Here is a 16,382-nt window from a genome sequence, read left to right on the forward strand (position 1 = left end):
ATCACCTAAACAAAATATTTGATCATGCTGAAATAATTCTAAAATCAAAAAAATAGTGGTTACATACGGTTACTTTTCTGTCACTAATGACTACGCATTTCGCTGTGTTTTTTCGCTATAAAAATAGAGTTTATAATTTTTTATAAAAGTTCACAGTAAAAACAAGTTCCAAATAAAATATGGAGAACATAAATGGGTCTTTTTGATTTCGTAAAAGGTATCGGTAAAAAAAATACAGCGCCTGCTGAGCCACAAGCTGCACCAGCAACACCAGCAGAACCTTCTGCACAAGAAGTTGCGAACAAACTCCTTGGACTCGTGAAGAGTTTAGGTCTGTCTATTGACGGTTTATCGGTGAGTTATAATTCTCAAACAGACTTAGCTACTGTTCGTGGACAAGTACACAGCCAAGCAGATAAAGAGAAAATTGTTCTTGCGATTGGTAATGTTGATCATGTTGCTCAAGTGGATGATCAAATGACTGTTGCTACACCAGAGCCAGAAAGTAAATTCTATACGGTGAAGTCAGGTGATAATTTGTCTAAAATTTCAAAAGAATTTTATGGTGATCCAAATCAATACAATAAAATTTTTGAAGCAAACCGCCCATTACTGAAAAATGCAGATGATATTTTTCCTGGACAAGTTTTGCGTATCCCAGCTTAAGTTCTACAGATAGAATTAAAGGCACTTCGGTGCCTTTTTTTGATTTTAGATTCAGTCTGGTTTTAATGAGGAGTGTCTTGGACTTGAATAGAAAAATGTCATAAAAAAGATCACATATAAAATGTGATCTTTTGAAAGAGTAGTTAGTTTAAATAAATGACGTAGTTGCGGATTATTTTATTTGTTCGGTTGTGGTGTAAGACGTAAATAAGGTTTAACCGCCGTATAGCCTTTTGGGAAGCGCTCTTTCAACTCCGCTTCATCTTTGAGTGAAGGCACAATGACAACATCCTCACCATCTTGCCAGTTGGCAGGTGTTGCTACTTTATAGTTGTCTGTCAGTTGTAATGAATCAATCACCCGCAAAATTTCATGGAAATTACGCCCAGTTGATGCTGGGTAGGTAATAATGAGGCGTACTTTTTTATTGGGATCAATAATAATTAAAGAGCGAACGGTTAAAGTTTCACTGGCATTGGGATGGATAAAATCATAAAGCGTTGAAACTTTACGATCTTTGTCTGCAAGTATCGGAAAGTTCACCTGAGTATTTTGTGTTTCGTTGATGTCGTTAATCCATCCGCGGTGTGATTCAACATCATCTACTGAGAGAGCAATAGCTTTTACGCCACGTTTTTCAAATTCACTTTTTAACTTTGCAGTATAGCCAAGTTCAGTGGTACATACAGGTGTGTAGTCTGCTGGGTGCGAAAACAGAATTCCCCAGCTGTCGCCCAAATAATCATAGAAGTGAATGGGTCCCTCACTGGATTCTTGGGTGAAATCTGGTGCAATGTCACCTAGTCGTAGCGTCATGATAAAAACCTCAAAATTAAAAAAATCATCTGTTATTTAGCTCGTCCAAAATACTATTGCGCAGTTTTTTTATAATTAAAAATAGTGTTTTTTTATTTCTTTATGAAAAAAAGAGATATGTTGGCATGTTGATGTGAAAAAAACACAGAATTGCGCACGACCTCGCTGTAAATATCGGTTAAATTTGCTACATTAAGGCGCTTTAACTCATGCGTACCTAACTGGTCGTCAGATTTTTTTGATTGGATTTGTGCAAAACCCTTGTACTTCAAATTTCTAACACCATAATATCGTCTGAGAAAAATTTATTTTACAAGATTTAGAGAGTTTATATGTTGGCAAGTCTGATCGGAGGAATCTTCGGTACTAAAAACGAGCGCGAACTAAAACGTATGCGTAAAATTGTCGATAAGATCAATGCGCTCGAGCCGACGATATCTGCACTCAGCGATGCAGACTTATCTGCAAAAACTGAAGAATTCAAACAAAGATATAAGAATGGTGAAAGCCTAGATAAATTAATGCCAGAAGCATTTGCTGTATGTCGTGAAGCAGCAAAGCGTGTTATGGGTATGCGTCATTATGATGTGCAGCTCATTGGTGGTATTACTTTGCACGAAGGTAAAATTGCTGAGATGCGTACAGGTGAAGGTAAAACCCTGATGGGAACTTTGGCTGTTTATCTCAATGCAATAAGTGAGCAAGGCGTTCACGTTATTACGGTTAACGATTATTTGGCACAACGTGATGCTGAATTAAACCGTCCGCTTTATGAGTTCTTAGGTTTAACGGTTGGCGTGATTTATTCAATGCAATCACCAATCGAAAAAGCTGAAGCTTATCGTTCAGATATTACTTATGGTACCAATAACGAATTTGGTTTCGATTATCTTCGCGATAACATGGTTTTCTCTATGGCAGAGAAAAAGCAACGTGGTTTAGTTTATGCGATTATTGATGAGGTCGATTCGATCTTGATTGATGAAGCACGTACTCCGTTGATTATTTCTGGTCAAAGTGATGACTCATCACAATTGTATGTCGCAATCAATAGTATTCCACCTAAGCTTCATGCACAGAAAGAAGAAAAAGTTGCAGATGGTGGGCATTTCTGGATTGATGAAAAACAACGCCAAGTGGAAATGACTGAAGTCGGTTATGAAACTGTTGAAGATGAATTGATCAAAATGGGCTTGTTGGCTGAAGGCGAAAGCTTGTATTCACCATCAAATCTTAACCTTGTTCATCATGTCTCAGCAGCAATTCGCGCGCATTTCTTGTATCAACGCAATGTTCACTACATCGTACATGATGGTGAAGTGATTATTGTTGATGAAAATACAGGTCGTACCATGCCGGGACGCCGTTGGTCAGAAGGTCTACATCAAGCAGTTGAAGCAAAAGAAGGCTTGGATGTTCAACCTGAAAACCAAACTTTAGCGACAACAACTTTCCAGAACTATTTCCGTTTATACAAAAAGCTTTCAGGTATGACAGGTACTGCTGATACTGAAGCTGCGGAAATGAAAGAAATTTACGGCTTGGATGTTGTACTTATTCCAACGCATCGCCCAATGATTCGTAATGACCAGAACGATTTAATTTATTTAAACCGTAATGGTAAATACAACGCGATTATTGAAGAGATTCAAAAAATCCATGAAGCTGGTGTTGCTCCAATCCTGATCGGTACTGCAACGATTGAAGCTTCTGAAATTTTATCGGATAAGCTTAAAGAAGCGGGCATTGCGCATGAAGTGCTGAATGCTAAACAGCATGAACGTGAAGCTGATATTATTGCACAAGCAGGTTCGCCACGTGCTGTTACGATTGCGACAAACATGGCAGGTCGTGGTACAGATATTTTGCTTGGTGGTAACTGGAAAGCTAAATTAGCCAAAATTGAACAACCTACTGCTGAAGATGAAGCACGTCTAAAAGCAGAATGGGAACACAATAATGAAATGGTGTTGAGTTCAGGTGGTTTACATATCATCGGTTCTGAACGTCATGAATCTCGTCGTATTGATAATCAGTTGCGTGGTCGTTCTGGTCGCCAAGGTGACCCTGGTGTTTCACGTTTCTTCTTGTCTTTAGAAGATGATTTAATGCGTATTTTCGCAGGTGATCGTGTTGTTGCAATGATGCGTGCAATGGGTTTACAAGAAAACGAAGCTATTGAGCATAAGATGGTTTCTCGTTCGATTGAAAATGCGCAGCGTAAAGTTGAAGCACGAAACTTTGATATTCGTAAAAATTTATTGAAATATGATGACGTCAATAATGAGCAACGTAAGATTATTTACTCTCAACGAGATGAGATTTTAGAAGAGAGTTCACTTCAAGATTATATTGAAGAAATGCATCGCGAAGTTGTAAAAGGTTTGATTGAAACTTATATTCCACCAGAATCCATCCATGATCAATGGGATATTGATGGTCTGGAAAATGCATTAAAAGAAGATTTAGGTATTGATCTTCCTGTTAATCGTTGGTTGGAAGAAGACCGCCGTCTTGATGAAGAAGCTTTGGTTGAGCGTATTTCTGATGAGATTGTTGAACGTTATCGTGGTCGTCGTGAGCAAATGGGTGCTGAAACAGCAGCGACTTTAGAACGTCACTTCATGTTGGGTTCATTAGATCGTCATTGGAAGGATCATTTGGCTGCGATGGATTATCTACGTCAAGGCATTCACTTACGTGGTTATGCACAAAAGAATCCTGAGCAAGAATACAAGAAAGAAGCATTTAACTTATTCGTTAATATGTTAGGTGTAATTAAGTCAGATGTGGTGACTGATATTTCTCGTGTTCATATTCCAACACCTGAAGAGCTTGCTGAAATGGAAGCTCAACAACAAGCACAAGCAGATGCAATGCGCTTGAACTTTGCTCATGATGAAGTAGATGGTTTAAGTGGTAATGTGACCAATGATATCGTTGATGCACAATTTGCAAATGACGATGTGGTTGAGCCACCAGAAAGTCGCAATGCACCATGCCCATGTGGTTCTGGGCTGAAATATAAGCAGTGCCACGGTAAAATTAATTAAACCGACTGAAAATTCAATAAAAAAGCAGAACAATTGTTCTGCTTTTTTTACAAGTTATTACGGTGAGTTAATTTTGATTGCAGGAAATATAATAAAATGGTATTAAGTTGCTCAATTGAATAGATATTCGGAAAGACAATGAAAAAACTATTACAACCTTTATTTGTTGCAACTTTAGCCCTTCCAGTATTGGCATTTGCAGATACAGCACCACAAACCACCACTGTAGAAAAAGTACAAGCAGCGACAGGTGCGGTAACAGCGCAAGCAGAAGTTAAAAACGAAACAACCACAGTGATTAGCCCACGTACAGGTATTCGTTATACTTTGGGGAATACGGGTGGACGTCCAATTATTCTCAAAACAGCAGCAATTGCGGCAGTGACACCTGCGACAGTAAATCGAGTTGTTGCATCAAATCCAGCACTTTCAGCATCTAGTCAAGAAAAAGTGAAACAAGCGTTATTGGCTGTGGATACCACAGCTCCAGCGCAACAATAACAAGCGATAGCAAGTATGAAGCCAGTAAATTTACTGGCTTTTTTATTTTATATTCAAATGAATAAACATTTCTTATAGTAAAAATAAATAAGCTTTTTAATAAGCTCGATTTTTAACGAGAATTCTAATAAGCTGTGGTTCTTATTTAACTCATATGGACATTTAAAAATGGCTGTTGGTGACGTGTCTATGCCACATATGCATGTGGTGCAAGGTGTAAAAATTGGCTCTGCTGAGGCGTATGTCCGTTATCCAAATCGACGAGATTTAGTTATTTTTGAATTTTCACAAGGTACCAATGTTGCTGGGATATTTACCCAAAATGCATTTTGTGCAGCACCTGTTCATGTCTCTAAAGCGCATTTGGCACAGGCGAATCCTCGTTACCTCGTGATTAATACAGGTAATGCCAATGCGGGTACGGGAAAATTAGGTATGCAAAATGCTCAATTGACCTGCTTAAAGCTTGCTGAATTGGCACAAGTAGAGGCTTTTGAAGTCCTGCCATTTTCTACAGGTGTTATTGGTGAACAATTACCAATTGAGCGCTTAACTCAAGGATTACAACCTGCTTTAGCAAGTTTGCGTGACGATGCATGGAGTGATGCCGCAACTGGAATCATGACCACGGATACCACACCTAAAGGTGCTTCAGAGCAATTTGAGCTGGATGGTATTACTTATACCATGACCGGCATTTCTAAAGGTGCTGGTATGATTCGTCCAAATATGGCAACCATGTTGAGCTTTGTAGCAACAGATATGCCTATTGCACGAACACTTGTACAAAAGATGCTGAAAGTTAGTGCAGACCAATCATTTAACCGTATTACGGTGGATGGTGATACATCAACCAATGATTCATGTATTTTTGCAGCAACTGGATGTGCTGGTGGTGTAGAAATCACTACAGAAGATGATGTCCGCTATACGGTAGTACTTGAGGTTTTATCCCGTGTAATGAAGCGTTTGGCGCAACTGATCATTCGTGATGGCGAGGGAGCCACTAAATTTATTACTGTGGCGGTTGAGGGTGGTCATAATACACAAGAGTGCTGTGATATTGCATATAGTATTGCGCATTCACCACTTGTAAAAACGGCAATTTTTGCATCTGATCCAAACTGGGGACGTATTCTTGCAGCAATTGGTTATGCAGGTGTGAAAGATCTAGATGTTGAAAAAATTCAAGTTTGGTTGGATGACGTACAGATTTGTAAAGATGGTGGTGCTGCAGAAGATTATACTGAAGAAGCAGGCGCGCGTGTGATGTCACAAACTGAGATGACTATCCGTGTAGATCTTGGGCGAGGACCAGCCAAAGATACCGTCTATACCTGTGATTTATCCTATGACTATGTAAAAATTAATGCAGACTATCGCTCTTAAACATTGATATTTGAATTGAGCCTCATTCGTGAGGCTTTTTTATAACAAAACATTTTTCGAGGTGAATTTATGTGCAGTAAAAAGTACAATAAATTCACACAGGTATACCGCTAGCATGATGCCAGCGACAAGGGATGAGAAGACCTCTTATGAATGATGCGAATAATTTAATTGCCAACGAAGCAAAATCGATTGTGCAAGCGCATTTAGATCGTTTGGGTGAGCCAAAGGACAATCGTTTAAGTCCAGAGCTGAAACAACAAAAGTTTGATCAAATCAAGGCTGAACTGGAAAAGCAAAATGCCGTTTTAGTGGCGCATTATTACTGTGATCCGGAAGTGCAAGAACTTGCAGAAGCGACTGGGGGATGTGTTTCAGACTCTTTAGAAATGGCACGCTTTGGTCGAGATCATGAGGCATCCACATTGGTTGTCGCTGGTGTTAAATTTATGGGAGAAACTTCAAAGATTCTTTCTCCTGAAAAAAGAGTATTAATGCCAACACTAGAAGCGACTTGTTCACTGGATTTAGGTTGCCCAGTAGATGAGTTCACAGCATTTTGTGATGCTCATCCTGAGCACACGGTTGTGGTTTATGCGAACACCTCGGCAGCAGTTAAAGCACGTGCAGATTGGGTGGTGACTTCAAGTTGTGCTGTTGAAATTATTGAACATTTAGACAGTCTGGGTGAAAAAATTATTTGGGCACCAGATCAACATTTAGGACGCTATATTCAAAAGAAAACGGGCGCTGATATGTTGTTGTGGGATGGTGCTTGTATCGTGCATGAGGAGTTCCGTGCGCGTGGTATCGAAAAGATGAAAGCCTTGTATCCAAATGCTGCTGTTTTGGTGCATCCTGAGTCACCTGAGTCGGTGATTGATATCGCAGATGCTGTAGGCAGTACTTCACAATTAATCAAAGCAGCGCAGACACTACCGCAAGATACCTTGATTGTGGCTACAGATCGTGGCATTTTCTATAAAATGCAACAAGCCGTACCTCATAAAACATTAATTGAAGCACCAACAGCAGGTGAAGGAGCGACATGTCGTTCTTGTGCACATTGTCCTTGGATGGCAATGAATGAACTCGATGGAATCTTGGCAGTTTTACAAAATGCTGATCAAGAAATATTTGTTGATCCAGCCTTAGCAGAGCGTGCAAAATTGCCATTAGATCGTATGTTGAACTTCAGTGCGCAATTGAAACGTTAAAAATTGTATAAAAAATACCTGAAATGCTTGATTAATATACATTTGACTTGTTTTTTTAACTTTTTTTCAAGATAGGTGTTGACGTCTTGTGGCGTCACGCCTAGAATGCACACCGTACCGCACGATGTGCGATACACTAAAGCTGAGATGAACGGAGCATAGCACAGCCTGGTAGTGCACCTGGTTTGGGACCAGGGGGTCGTAGGTTCGAATCCTACTGCTCCGACCAATTCTTCAAGGCAAGGTAACGGTGATATCAGTATCATTGGTCATGCGCCTGTAGCTCAGTTGGATAGAGCATCCGCCTTCTAAGCGGATGGTCACAGGTTCGAATCCTGTCAGGCGCACCATATGTTGCTTGATATTATAGAGCCTAAAACTTAATGTGACGGTGGATGTAGCTCAGTTGGTAGAGCCCCGGATTGTGATTCCGGTTGTCGTGGGTTCGAGCCCCATCATTCACCCCAATTCCTTAAGTTTGTTGTAAATTCGGAGCATAGCACAGCCTGGTAGTGCACCTGGTTTGGGACCAGGGGGTCGTAGGTTCGAATCCTACTGCTCCGACCATTTAAGTTAAAGCTTAAATATAAATTATCCGCTTTGAAGCGGTTTTTTTATGCCTGAAATTTGTATTGCTTCAATCCATATAAAAAATGAAGACAAAAAATAGACCTCTGTTGAGATCTATTTTGAATAAAAGAAAATGATTAAGGAATAATAATCACAGCCACGCGACGATTTTCAGCCTTATGCTCTTCAGTATCATTGGATTTAAGCGGTTGATCAGATCCCTTACCAATGATTTGAATATTTGCAGGATTAAATTTTTCTGCAATAAAAATATCAGAGACATTTTGAGCACGTTCTTTGGACAACTTTAAATTGTATTCAGGATTACCGACATTATCAGTATGACCTACAATTTTTAGTTTATCTAAGTGATATTTATTGAGTTGTTTCGCTAAACGAATCAACTCAACTTGATGTTCTGGCTGAATATTGGATTCATTAAAACCAAACAACAAGCGTTCAGGTAAGCCTAAGCTCCAACCTTCATCCGTCAATACGAAACCTTCTTTCTTGAGTACGCGTGCTTGCTTATAGCTTAGACCACCCAGGTTCATACAGCCTGTGAGAGCTAAGCAAACGAAAGCAAGAATAGAAAGACGTATATTTTTTGCAATCATAACAATCCTCTAAACATTAAGAATGATAAATGAACCAATGGTGTTGTAGCGATTTTGCTTTATACATAGCTTGATCTGCTTGAGAAATTAAGTCTTCTGGACTAGAGGCTTTACTTGAAATAGCAATCCCTAGACTGAAACTAAAATAAATCTCTTGTCCTTTGTAAATTAAAGGATCTTCACAACATTTAATGAGATTTTCTGCAATAGAAATTAAATGCTCAATTTTAGAAATTGAACGTAAAATTATTGCAAATTCATCACCGGCAAGACGTGCAACGAAGTCATCTTGACGAATATGGCGTCTTAAACGAACCGCCATCTCTTTTAACACTTCATCACCAACCAAGTGTCCATACTGATCATTAATGGCTTTAAAATTATTATTATCAATAAACAGTAATGCTAAATTTTGGCGTTGATGAGCATCATCAAATAAACTACAGAGTACTTGATAAAAATAACTACGGTTTGGCAGTTGTGTTAAGTGATCATGTTGAACTTGATATGAAAGCTCGCTATTTTCATTTTGAAGATGTGTATGCCAAGACTGGATTTCATCAAGGAGTTGGTTAAAAACACTATTTAACTCTTGGAACTCTTTAACATCACTTTTAGGGAATCTTAAGTTATAAGCTTTTTGATTTCTTAAAAGTTGCGCGATTTGGATAATTGGAGAAAATGAGCCCATGATATGACGGTAGGTGAGATTAACAGACCACCATACCGCAAAAACCATAAACAGCATTCCAAATGCTAGACCTAGAAAAATTTTAAAGATAAACATTAAAATTTCATTCGAGCTACCATATAAAACAACTTGTCCAACAAATTGTCCTTGGTGTTGCACATTCAATTTAATTGCATCTTTTAAAAAAATATGATCAAAAATATTTTGAATATAAGAATAGTGTTCAATATTTTTTAAACTTTGTGCAACCTTTTGTCCTTGCGCATCGTATACCTCAATAAGACGTACAGAATGCTGGAAAGTATATTCATTGATAATTTGTGAAATCGCGATTTTGTCTGAGAATACGAGTGCTGGTTGCACACGTTCAGAAACTGTACGACTGATTAATAGTAAATTTTGTTTTGCATAAGACTCAACTGTAAAGACTGAAATCGTGACAAAAGTTGATGTGCAAATAAATAGCGTGATTGCAAAAGTTGTAAATTGTGATTTACGAAAAAGCGTTTGCAAAGAGCTCGATTTAAAAAACTTATTGATCATGATTTTAATCCGAATTTTTTGCGAGTAACAAAACACGCGGATCAACATGTATTTTAGATCGAGCTAAGCTATCTAAATTAACTTTAAAAATAGTATTCCCTGTTTTGTTGGTAGAGAGGCAAAAAACACTTCCTATTTCACACTCAGCATTATTTGAGCTAAATGATAAAATTGTGGAGTTCAATGATTTATCTATTAATGTCTGCTCAGCTTGTGCGGTGATATTCGAAAAGAATACTGCATCGCAGTGACGACTTTTTAAATCTGTTGCATGAATAGCATTTACACTAAAAGATGATTTGTTGGATTTTGCGTAATTAGAAAATTGAGTAGCATAATTTGGATTGTCTGCAACACATAATTCAGGTGAGGGTGTATTCCACTTTGCATAACTCAAAATGGATAAGGTCATCACAAAAATATTATGCGACGAGTTGGCCCAGGAATAATTGCAGCACAAGAGCAAAATTCCTAAACAGAATGTTTTTCTATTTATAAGAAGGGCCATATTTTACTTAATTTATTTAATGATAAAATCATTTGAAATAGTTTAAAGAAAAAATTCAAATATAAATAGGTCAAAATTTAAATAAAAATTTTAAAATATGATTAATAAAAATACAACTGAGCACTAAAATCAAAAATAATTAAAAAAGGGGGTTGTGTTAGGTTAGGAATGCTGTAGAATGCACATCCATCGGCGGTGATGAAGATTAAAACTTCTGATAAAACAATGACTTGGTTGAATTGATTAAGTTGGGTTTTAGAAAGGAAGTTTAAAAAATAATTTGAAATCACAGTTGACTTTCTAGAGATAGAGAGTAATATAGCCGACCTAGCTTGATGCTGACGAAGCATGAAGAAGATCATTAAGAGAATATGAAGAACAACTTGTGTGGATTTTTACTGATCGATTGATCGAAATATTATCATTGATTGATTGGTTTAAATTACTCGAAGTTTATTTGAGAGAATTTGTCAGTAATTGATGAGCCAGAATTGTGACCTTAAGTCACTAATGATTTTAACTGAAGAGTTTGATCATGGCTCAGATTGAACGCTGGCGGCAGGCTTAACACATGCAAGTCGAGCGGGGGAGATTGCTTCGGTAATTGACCTAGCGGCGGACGGGTGAGTAATACTTAGGAATCTGCCTATTAATGGGGGACAACATCTCGAAAGGGATGCTAATACCGCATACGCCCTACGGGGGAAAGCAGGGGATCACTTGTGACCTTGCGTTAATAGATGAGCCTAAGTCGGATTAGCTAGTTGGTGGGGTAAAGGCCTACCAAGGCGACGATCTGTAGCGGGTCTGAGAGGATGATCCGCCACACTGGGACTGAGACACGGCCCAGACTCCTACGGGAGGCAGCAGTGGGGAATATTGGACAATGGGGGGAACCCTGATCCAGCCATGCCGCGTGTGTGAAGAAGGCCTTATGGTTGTAAAGCACTTTAAGCGAGGAGGAGGCTCTTTTGGTTAATACCCAAGATGAGTGGACGTTACTCGCAGAATAAGCACCGGCTAACTCTGTGCCAGCAGCCGCGGTAATACAGAGGGTGCGAGCGTTAATCGGATTTACTGGGCGTAAAGCGTGCGTAGGCGGCTTTTTAAGTCGGATGTGAAATCCCCGAGCTTAACTTGGGAATTGCATTCGATACTGGGAGCTAGAGTATGGGAGAGGATGGTAGAATTCCAGGTGTAGCGGTGAAATGCGTAGAGATCTGGAGGAATACCGATGGCGAAGGCAGCCATCTGGCCTAATACTGACGCTGAGGTACGAAAGCATGGGGAGCAAACAGGATTAGATACCCTGGTAGTCCATGCCGTAAACGATGTCTACTAGCCGTTGGGGTCTTTGAGACTTTAGTGGCGCAGCTAACGCGATAAGTAGACCGCCTGGGGAGTACGGTCGCAAGACTAAAACTCAAATGAATTGACGGGGGCCCGCACAAGCGGTGGAGCATGTGGTTTAATTCGATGCAACGCGAAGAACCTTACCTGGTCTTGACATAGTAAGAACTTTCCAGAGATGGATTGGTGCCTTCGGGAACTTACATACAGGTGCTGCATGGCTGTCGTCAGCTCGTGTCGTGAGATGTTGGGTTAAGTCCCGCAACGAGCGCAACCCTTTTCCTTACTTGCCAGCATTTCGGATGGGAACTTTAAGGATACTGCCAGTGACAAACTGGAGGAAGGCGGGGACGACGTCAAGTCATCATGGCCCTTACGACCAGGGCTACACACGTGCTACAATGGTCGGTACAAAGGGTTGCTACCTAGCGATAGGATGCTAATCTCAAAAAGCCGATCGTAGTCCGGATTGGAGTCTGCAACTCGACTCCATGAAGTCGGAATCGCTAGTAATCGCGGATCAGAATGCCGCGGTGAATACGTTCCCGGGCCTTGTACACACCGCCCGTCACACCATGGGAGTTTGTTGCACCAGAAGTAGGTAGTCTAACCGTAAGGAGGACGCTTACCACGGTGTGGCCGATGACTGGGGTGAAGTCGTAACAAGGTAGCCGTAGGGGAACCTGCGGCTGGATCACCTCCTTAACGAAAGATTGACGATTGGTAAGAATCCACAACAAGTTGTTCTTCATTGATGTATCTGAGGGTCTGTAGCTCAGTTGGTTAGAGCACACGCTTGATAAGCGTGGGGTCACAAGTTCAAGTCTTGTCAGACCCACCAAGTCTACTGAACACAGAAGAGCAGATATATTAAGATCTTAAGCTGGGGACTTAGCTTAGTTGGTAGAGCGCCTGCTTTGCACGCAGGAGGTCAGGAGTTCGACTCTCCTAGTCTCCACCACTACTACGCAGTTACCTGATTAAAAAAAGATTGATTATAGAAATTAATGAACTGAAGTTTATAGAGTTTATTAACTTCTGTGATTTATCACAGTGAACTACTCGCTGACGAGGCGGTAGAGAATCATTAACAGAATATATTTGAGTTGAAATAATTGTTTAACTCGTTTTATGAAGCTTAACAAGCAATTGTTAAAGCGGAATGAAATGAGAACTAGCGATAAAACTGAATCAAGCGTTTTGGTATATGAATTAAATTGAAGCTGTACAGTGATTAAGTTCACAGGCAACAAATAGAAGTGGTTAAATCCACATTGTTGATCCTCCTTGTAGGGATTAACGACTGTTTGGGGTTGTATAGTCAAGTAATTAAGTGCATGTGGTGGATGCCTTGGCAGTCAGAGGCGATGAAAGACGTAATAGCCTGCGATAAGCTTCGGGGAGGCGGCAAATATCCTGTGATCCGGAGATTTCTGAATGGGGAAACCCACTTACCATAAGGTAGGTATCGCATGATGAATACATAGTCATGCGAGGCGAACGAGGGGAAGTGAAACATCTCAGTACCCTTAGGAAAAGAAATCAATTGAGATTCCCTCAGTAGCGGCGAGCGAACGGGGATCAGCCCATTAAGTTATATGTGTATTAGCGGAAAGCTCTGGGAAGTGCTACCGTAGAGGGTGATAGTCCCGTACACGAAAGTGCACATATAATGATGACGAGTAGGGCGAGGCACGTGAAACCTTGTCTGAATATGGGGGGACCATCCTCCAAGGCTAAATACTCCTGACTGACCGATAGTGAACCAGTACCGTGAGGGAAAGGCGAAAAGAACCCCTGTGAGGGGAGTGAAATAGATCCTGAAACCGCATGCATACAAGCAGTGGGAGCCGACTTGTTCGGTGACTGCGTACCTTTTGTATAATGGGTCAGCGACTTATATTCAGTAGCAAGGTTAACCGTATAGGGGAGCCGTAGAGAAATCGAGTCTTAATAGGGCGTTTAGTTGCTGGGTATAGACCCGAAACCGGGTGATCTATCCATGAGCAGGTTGAAGGTTGGGTAACACTAACTGGAGGACCGAACCCACTGTCGTTGAAAAGCCAGGGGATGACTTGTGGATAGGGGTGAAAGGCTAATCAAACTCGGTGATAGCTGGTTCTCCCCGAAAGCTATTTAGGTAGCGCCTCGGACGAATACCATAGGGGGTAGAGCACTGTTTCGGCTAGGGGGTCATCCCGACTTACCAAACCGATGCAAACTCCGAATACCTATGAGTACTATCCGGGAGACAGACTGCGGGTGCTAACGTCCGTAGTCAAGAGGAAAACAATCCAGACCGCCAGCTAAGGCCCCAAAATTATAGTTAAGTGGGAAACGATGTGGGAAGGCATAGACAGCTAGGAGGTTGGCTTAGAAGCAGCCACCCTTTAAAGAAAGCGTAATAGCTCACTAGTCGAGTCGGCCTGCGCGGAAGATGTAACGGGGCTAAAACTATATGCCGAAGCTGCGGATGTATACATTGTATACGTGGTAGGGGAGCGTTCTGTAAGCCGATGAAGGTGTGTTGAGAAGCATGCTGGAGGTATCAGAAGTGCGAATGCTGACGTGAGTAACGACAAAACGGGTGAAAAACCCGTTCGCTGAAAGACCAAGGGTTCCAGTCCAACGTTAATCGGGGCTGGGTGAGTCGACCCCTAAGGCGAGGCCGAGAGGCGTAGTCGATGGGAAATTGGTTAATATTCCAATACTTCTGTGTAATGCGATGAGAGGACGGAGAAAGTTAAGTCAGCCTGGCGTTGGTTGTCCAGGTGAAAGGTTGTAGGCATGCATCTTAGGCAAATCCGGGGTGCTCTATGCTGAGAACTGATAGCAAGCGAGTTTACTCGTGAAGTGGCTGATACTATGCTTCCAGGAAAAGTCTCTAAGCTTCAGTTACACAGGAATCGTACCCGAAACCGACACAGGTGGTCAGGTCGAGTAGACCAAAGCGCTTGAGAGAACTCTGCTGAAGGAACTAGGCAAAATGGTACCGTAACTTCGGGAGAAGGTACGCTGCTGACGGTGATAGGACTTGCTCCTTGAGCTATTGGCAGCCACAGAAACCAGGCCCCTGCAACTGTTTATTAAAAACATAGCACTCTGCAAACACGAAAGTGGACGTATAGGGTGTGATGCCTGCCCGGTGCTGGAAGGTTAATTGATGGGGTTAGCGTAAGCGAAGCTCTTGATCGAAGCCCCAGTAAACGGCGGCCGTAACTATAACGGTCCTAAGGTAGCGAAATTCCTTGTCGGGTAAGTTCCGACCTGCACGAATGGCATAATGATGGGGGCGCTGTCTCCAGCAGAGGCTCAGTGAAATCGAAATCGCCGTGAAGATGCGGTGTACCCGCGGCTAGACGGAAAGACCCCGTGAACCTTTACTGCAGCTTGACATTGAACTTTGATCTTACTTGTGTAGGATAGGTGGGAGGCTTAGAAGTAGCGACGCCAGTTGCTATGGAGCCATCCTTGAAATACCACCCTGGTAATATTGAGGTTCTAACTCTGTCCCGTTATCCGGGACGAGGACCATGTCTGGTGGGTAGTTTGACTGGGGCGGTCTCCTCCTAAAGAGTAACGGAGGAGTACGAAGGTGCGCTCAGCGTGGTCGGAAATCACGCGTAGAGTATAAAGGCAAAAGCGCGCTTAACTGCGAGACCCACAAGTCGAGCAGGTACGAAAGTAGGTCTTAGTGATCCGGTGGTTCTGTATGGAAGGGCCATCGCTCAACGGATAAAAGGTACTCTGGGGATAACAGGCTGATACCGCCCAAGAGTTCATATCGACGGCGGTGTTTGGCACCTCGATGTCGGCTCATCTCATCCTGGGGCTGAAGCAGGTCCCAAGGGTATGGCTGTTCGCCATTTAAAGAGGTACGCGAGCTGGGTTTAGAACGTCGTGAGACAGTTCGGTCCCTATCTACCGTGGGCGTTGGAAATTTGAGAGGATCTGCTCCTAGTACGAGAGGACCAGAGTGGACGAACCTCTGGTGTACCGGTTGTGACGCCAGTCGCATCGCCGGGTAGCTATGTTCGGAAGGGATAACCGCTGAAAGCATCTAAGCGGGAAGCCTACCTCAAGATAAGATTTCCCTAGGACTTTATGTCCTCTAAAGAGCCGTTGAAGACTACGACGTTGATAGGTTGGATGTGGAAGTGCGGTGACGCATGAAGCTGACCAATACTAATTGCTCGTGAGGCTTGACTATACAACACCCAAGCAGTTGTATTGAAGCATCATTTGATTCATAAAAGATCAAAGAAACTTGATTTAGTTGTAAAGCTAGTTACATGAGCGAGGAATAAACAAACATTAATTATGTTTGTCCGAGCGCAAGACATAAAGCTATGCTTTATGTTAAAATCAACTCAAATGTTCTTCTGTTAAACTCATTTGGAACAAAGTAAGGCATACCCATAAGACCCGAAAAAGTCCATAACAGTTTGCTGGCGACAATAG

Annotated in this window: 9 protein-coding genes, 6 tRNA genes and 2 rRNA genes; 13 read left to right on the top strand and 4 right to left on the bottom strand. The window is 41.5% G+C overall.

All coding sequences use genetic code 11. The annotated features are described in order from the left end of the window. Nucleotides 1-192 precede the first annotated feature (192 nt). Entirely contained in the window at nucleotides 193-666 is a 474-nt protein-coding gene (lysM, locus tag ACINWC743_RS05585) for a peptidoglycan-binding protein LysM (RefSeq protein ID WP_004830234.1), read from the top strand. A gap of 177 nt (nucleotides 667-843) precedes the next feature. Here lysM and ACINWC743_RS05590 read toward each other — a convergent pair whose 3' ends face one another. Beyond that, a complete protein-coding gene (locus tag ACINWC743_RS05590) occupies nucleotides 844-1,482 on the bottom strand; it encodes a peroxiredoxin (RefSeq protein ID WP_004830231.1) in 639 nt (212 codons plus the stop codon). A gap of 332 nt (nucleotides 1,483-1,814) precedes the next feature. On the opposite strand from ACINWC743_RS05590, the gene secA reads away from it, so the two are divergent. From secA to ACINWC743_RS05630, 8 genes are all read left to right on the top strand, one after another. Beyond that, nucleotides 1,815-4,535, top strand: a complete 2,721-nt coding sequence (secA, locus tag ACINWC743_RS05595) for a preprotein translocase subunit SecA (RefSeq protein ID WP_009584669.1) — start codon at nucleotides 1,815-1,817, stop codon at nucleotides 4,533-4,535. A 138-nt stretch (nucleotides 4,536-4,673) separates the two neighbouring features. Next, complete coding sequence (locus ACINWC743_RS05600) at nucleotides 4,674-5,036, top strand: hypothetical protein (RefSeq protein ID WP_004830228.1); 363 nt, start codon at nucleotides 4,674-4,676, stop codon at nucleotides 5,034-5,036. Between the two features lie 168 nt (nucleotides 5,037-5,204). Then, nucleotides 5,205-6,425, top strand: coding sequence for a bifunctional glutamate N-acetyltransferase/amino-acid acetyltransferase ArgJ (argJ, locus tag ACINWC743_RS05605; protein WP_009584714.1), 1,221 nt, complete (start codon nucleotides 5,205-5,207; stop codon nucleotides 6,423-6,425). Between the two features lie 149 nt (nucleotides 6,426-6,574). After that, nucleotides 6,575-7,642, top strand: coding sequence for a quinolinate synthase NadA (gene nadA / locus ACINWC743_RS05610; protein ID WP_004830225.1), 1,068 nt, complete (start codon nucleotides 6,575-6,577; stop codon nucleotides 7,640-7,642). Between the two features lie 152 nt (nucleotides 7,643-7,794). After that, a tRNA-Pro gene (locus ACINWC743_RS05615) sits at nucleotides 7,795-7,871 on the top strand. Nucleotides 7,872-7,915: 44 nt separating this feature from the next. Further along, nucleotides 7,916-7,992 (top strand) — tRNA-Arg (locus ACINWC743_RS05620). A gap of 41 nt (nucleotides 7,993-8,033) precedes the next feature. Continuing rightward, nucleotides 8,034-8,109, top strand: a tRNA-His gene (locus tag ACINWC743_RS05625). A 23-nt stretch (nucleotides 8,110-8,132) separates the two neighbouring features. Further along, nucleotides 8,133-8,209 (top strand) — tRNA-Pro (locus ACINWC743_RS05630). A 140-nt stretch (nucleotides 8,210-8,349) separates the two neighbouring features. Here ACINWC743_RS05630 and ACINWC743_RS05635 read toward each other — a convergent pair. The 3 genes from ACINWC743_RS05635 to ACINWC743_RS05645 are packed head-to-tail and all read right to left on the bottom strand — an operon-like array spanning nucleotide 8,350 to nucleotide 10,475. Continuing rightward, on the bottom strand, nucleotides 8,350-8,829 hold the full coding sequence (locus tag ACINWC743_RS05635; protein WP_004830223.1) for an OmpA family protein: 480 nt from the start codon (nucleotides 8,827-8,829) through the stop codon (nucleotides 8,350-8,352). A 16-nt stretch (nucleotides 8,830-8,845) separates the two neighbouring features. Further along, nucleotides 8,846-10,063, bottom strand: a complete 1,218-nt coding sequence (locus ACINWC743_RS05640) for a sensor domain-containing diguanylate cyclase (RefSeq protein WP_004830220.1) — start codon at nucleotides 10,061-10,063, stop codon at nucleotides 8,846-8,848. A 4-nt stretch (nucleotides 10,064-10,067) separates the two neighbouring features. Beyond that, nucleotides 10,068-10,475, bottom strand: coding sequence for a YfiR family protein (locus tag ACINWC743_RS05645; RefSeq protein ID WP_009584663.1), 408 nt, complete (start codon nucleotides 10,473-10,475; stop codon nucleotides 10,068-10,070). Between the two features lie 613 nt (nucleotides 10,476-11,088). On the opposite strand from ACINWC743_RS05645, the gene ACINWC743_RS05650 reads away from it, so the two are divergent. The 4 genes from ACINWC743_RS05650 (at nucleotide 11,089) to ACINWC743_RS05665 (ending at nucleotide 16,131) form a co-directional block, all read left to right on the top strand. Beyond that, nucleotides 11,089-12,626 (top strand): 16S ribosomal RNA (locus ACINWC743_RS05650). Between the two features lie 59 nt (nucleotides 12,627-12,685). Continuing rightward, nucleotides 12,686-12,762: transfer RNA gene (locus ACINWC743_RS05655), tRNA-Ile, on the top strand. A gap of 44 nt (nucleotides 12,763-12,806) precedes the next feature. Then, nucleotides 12,807-12,882: transfer RNA gene (locus tag ACINWC743_RS05660), tRNA-Ala, on the top strand. Between the two features lie 358 nt (nucleotides 12,883-13,240). Further along, a 23S ribosomal RNA gene (locus ACINWC743_RS05665) occupies nucleotides 13,241-16,131 on the top strand. The 16S and 23S rRNA genes sit together here with 2 tRNA genes alongside, the layout of an rRNA operon. The last annotated feature ends 251 nt before the right edge of the window (nucleotides 16,132-16,382 follow it).

It is taken from the genome of Acinetobacter sp. WC-743, from assembly GCF_000335555.1.
GTDB classification, from domain to species: Bacteria; Pseudomonadota; Gammaproteobacteria; order Pseudomonadales; family Moraxellaceae; genus Acinetobacter; species Acinetobacter bereziniae.

Coding starts and splice junctions, on each gene's coding strand:
- lysM (WP_004830234.1), top strand. CDS start 193: ATGGGTCTTTTTGATTTCGTAAAAGGTATCGGTAAAAAAAATACAGCG.
- ACINWC743_RS05590 (WP_004830231.1), bottom strand. CDS start 1,482: ATGACGCTACGACTAGGTGACATTGCACCAGATTTCACCCAAGAATCC.
- secA (WP_009584669.1), top strand. CDS start 1,815: ATGTTGGCAAGTCTGATCGGAGGAATCTTCGGTACTAAAAACGAGCGC.
- ACINWC743_RS05600 (WP_004830228.1), top strand. CDS start 4,674: ATGAAAAAACTATTACAACCTTTATTTGTTGCAACTTTAGCCCTTCCA.
- argJ (WP_009584714.1), top strand. CDS start 5,205: ATGGCTGTTGGTGACGTGTCTATGCCACATATGCATGTGGTGCAAGGT.
- nadA (WP_004830225.1), top strand. CDS start 6,575: ATGAATGATGCGAATAATTTAATTGCCAACGAAGCAAAATCGATTGTG.
- ACINWC743_RS05635 (WP_004830223.1), bottom strand. CDS start 8,829: ATGATTGCAAAAAATATACGTCTTTCTATTCTTGCTTTCGTTTGCTTA.
- ACINWC743_RS05640 (WP_004830220.1), bottom strand. CDS start 10,063: ATGATCAATAAGTTTTTTAAATCGAGCTCTTTGCAAACGCTTTTTCGT.
- ACINWC743_RS05645 (WP_009584663.1), bottom strand. CDS start 10,475: ATGACCTTATCCATTTTGAGTTATGCAAAGTGGAATACACCCTCACCT.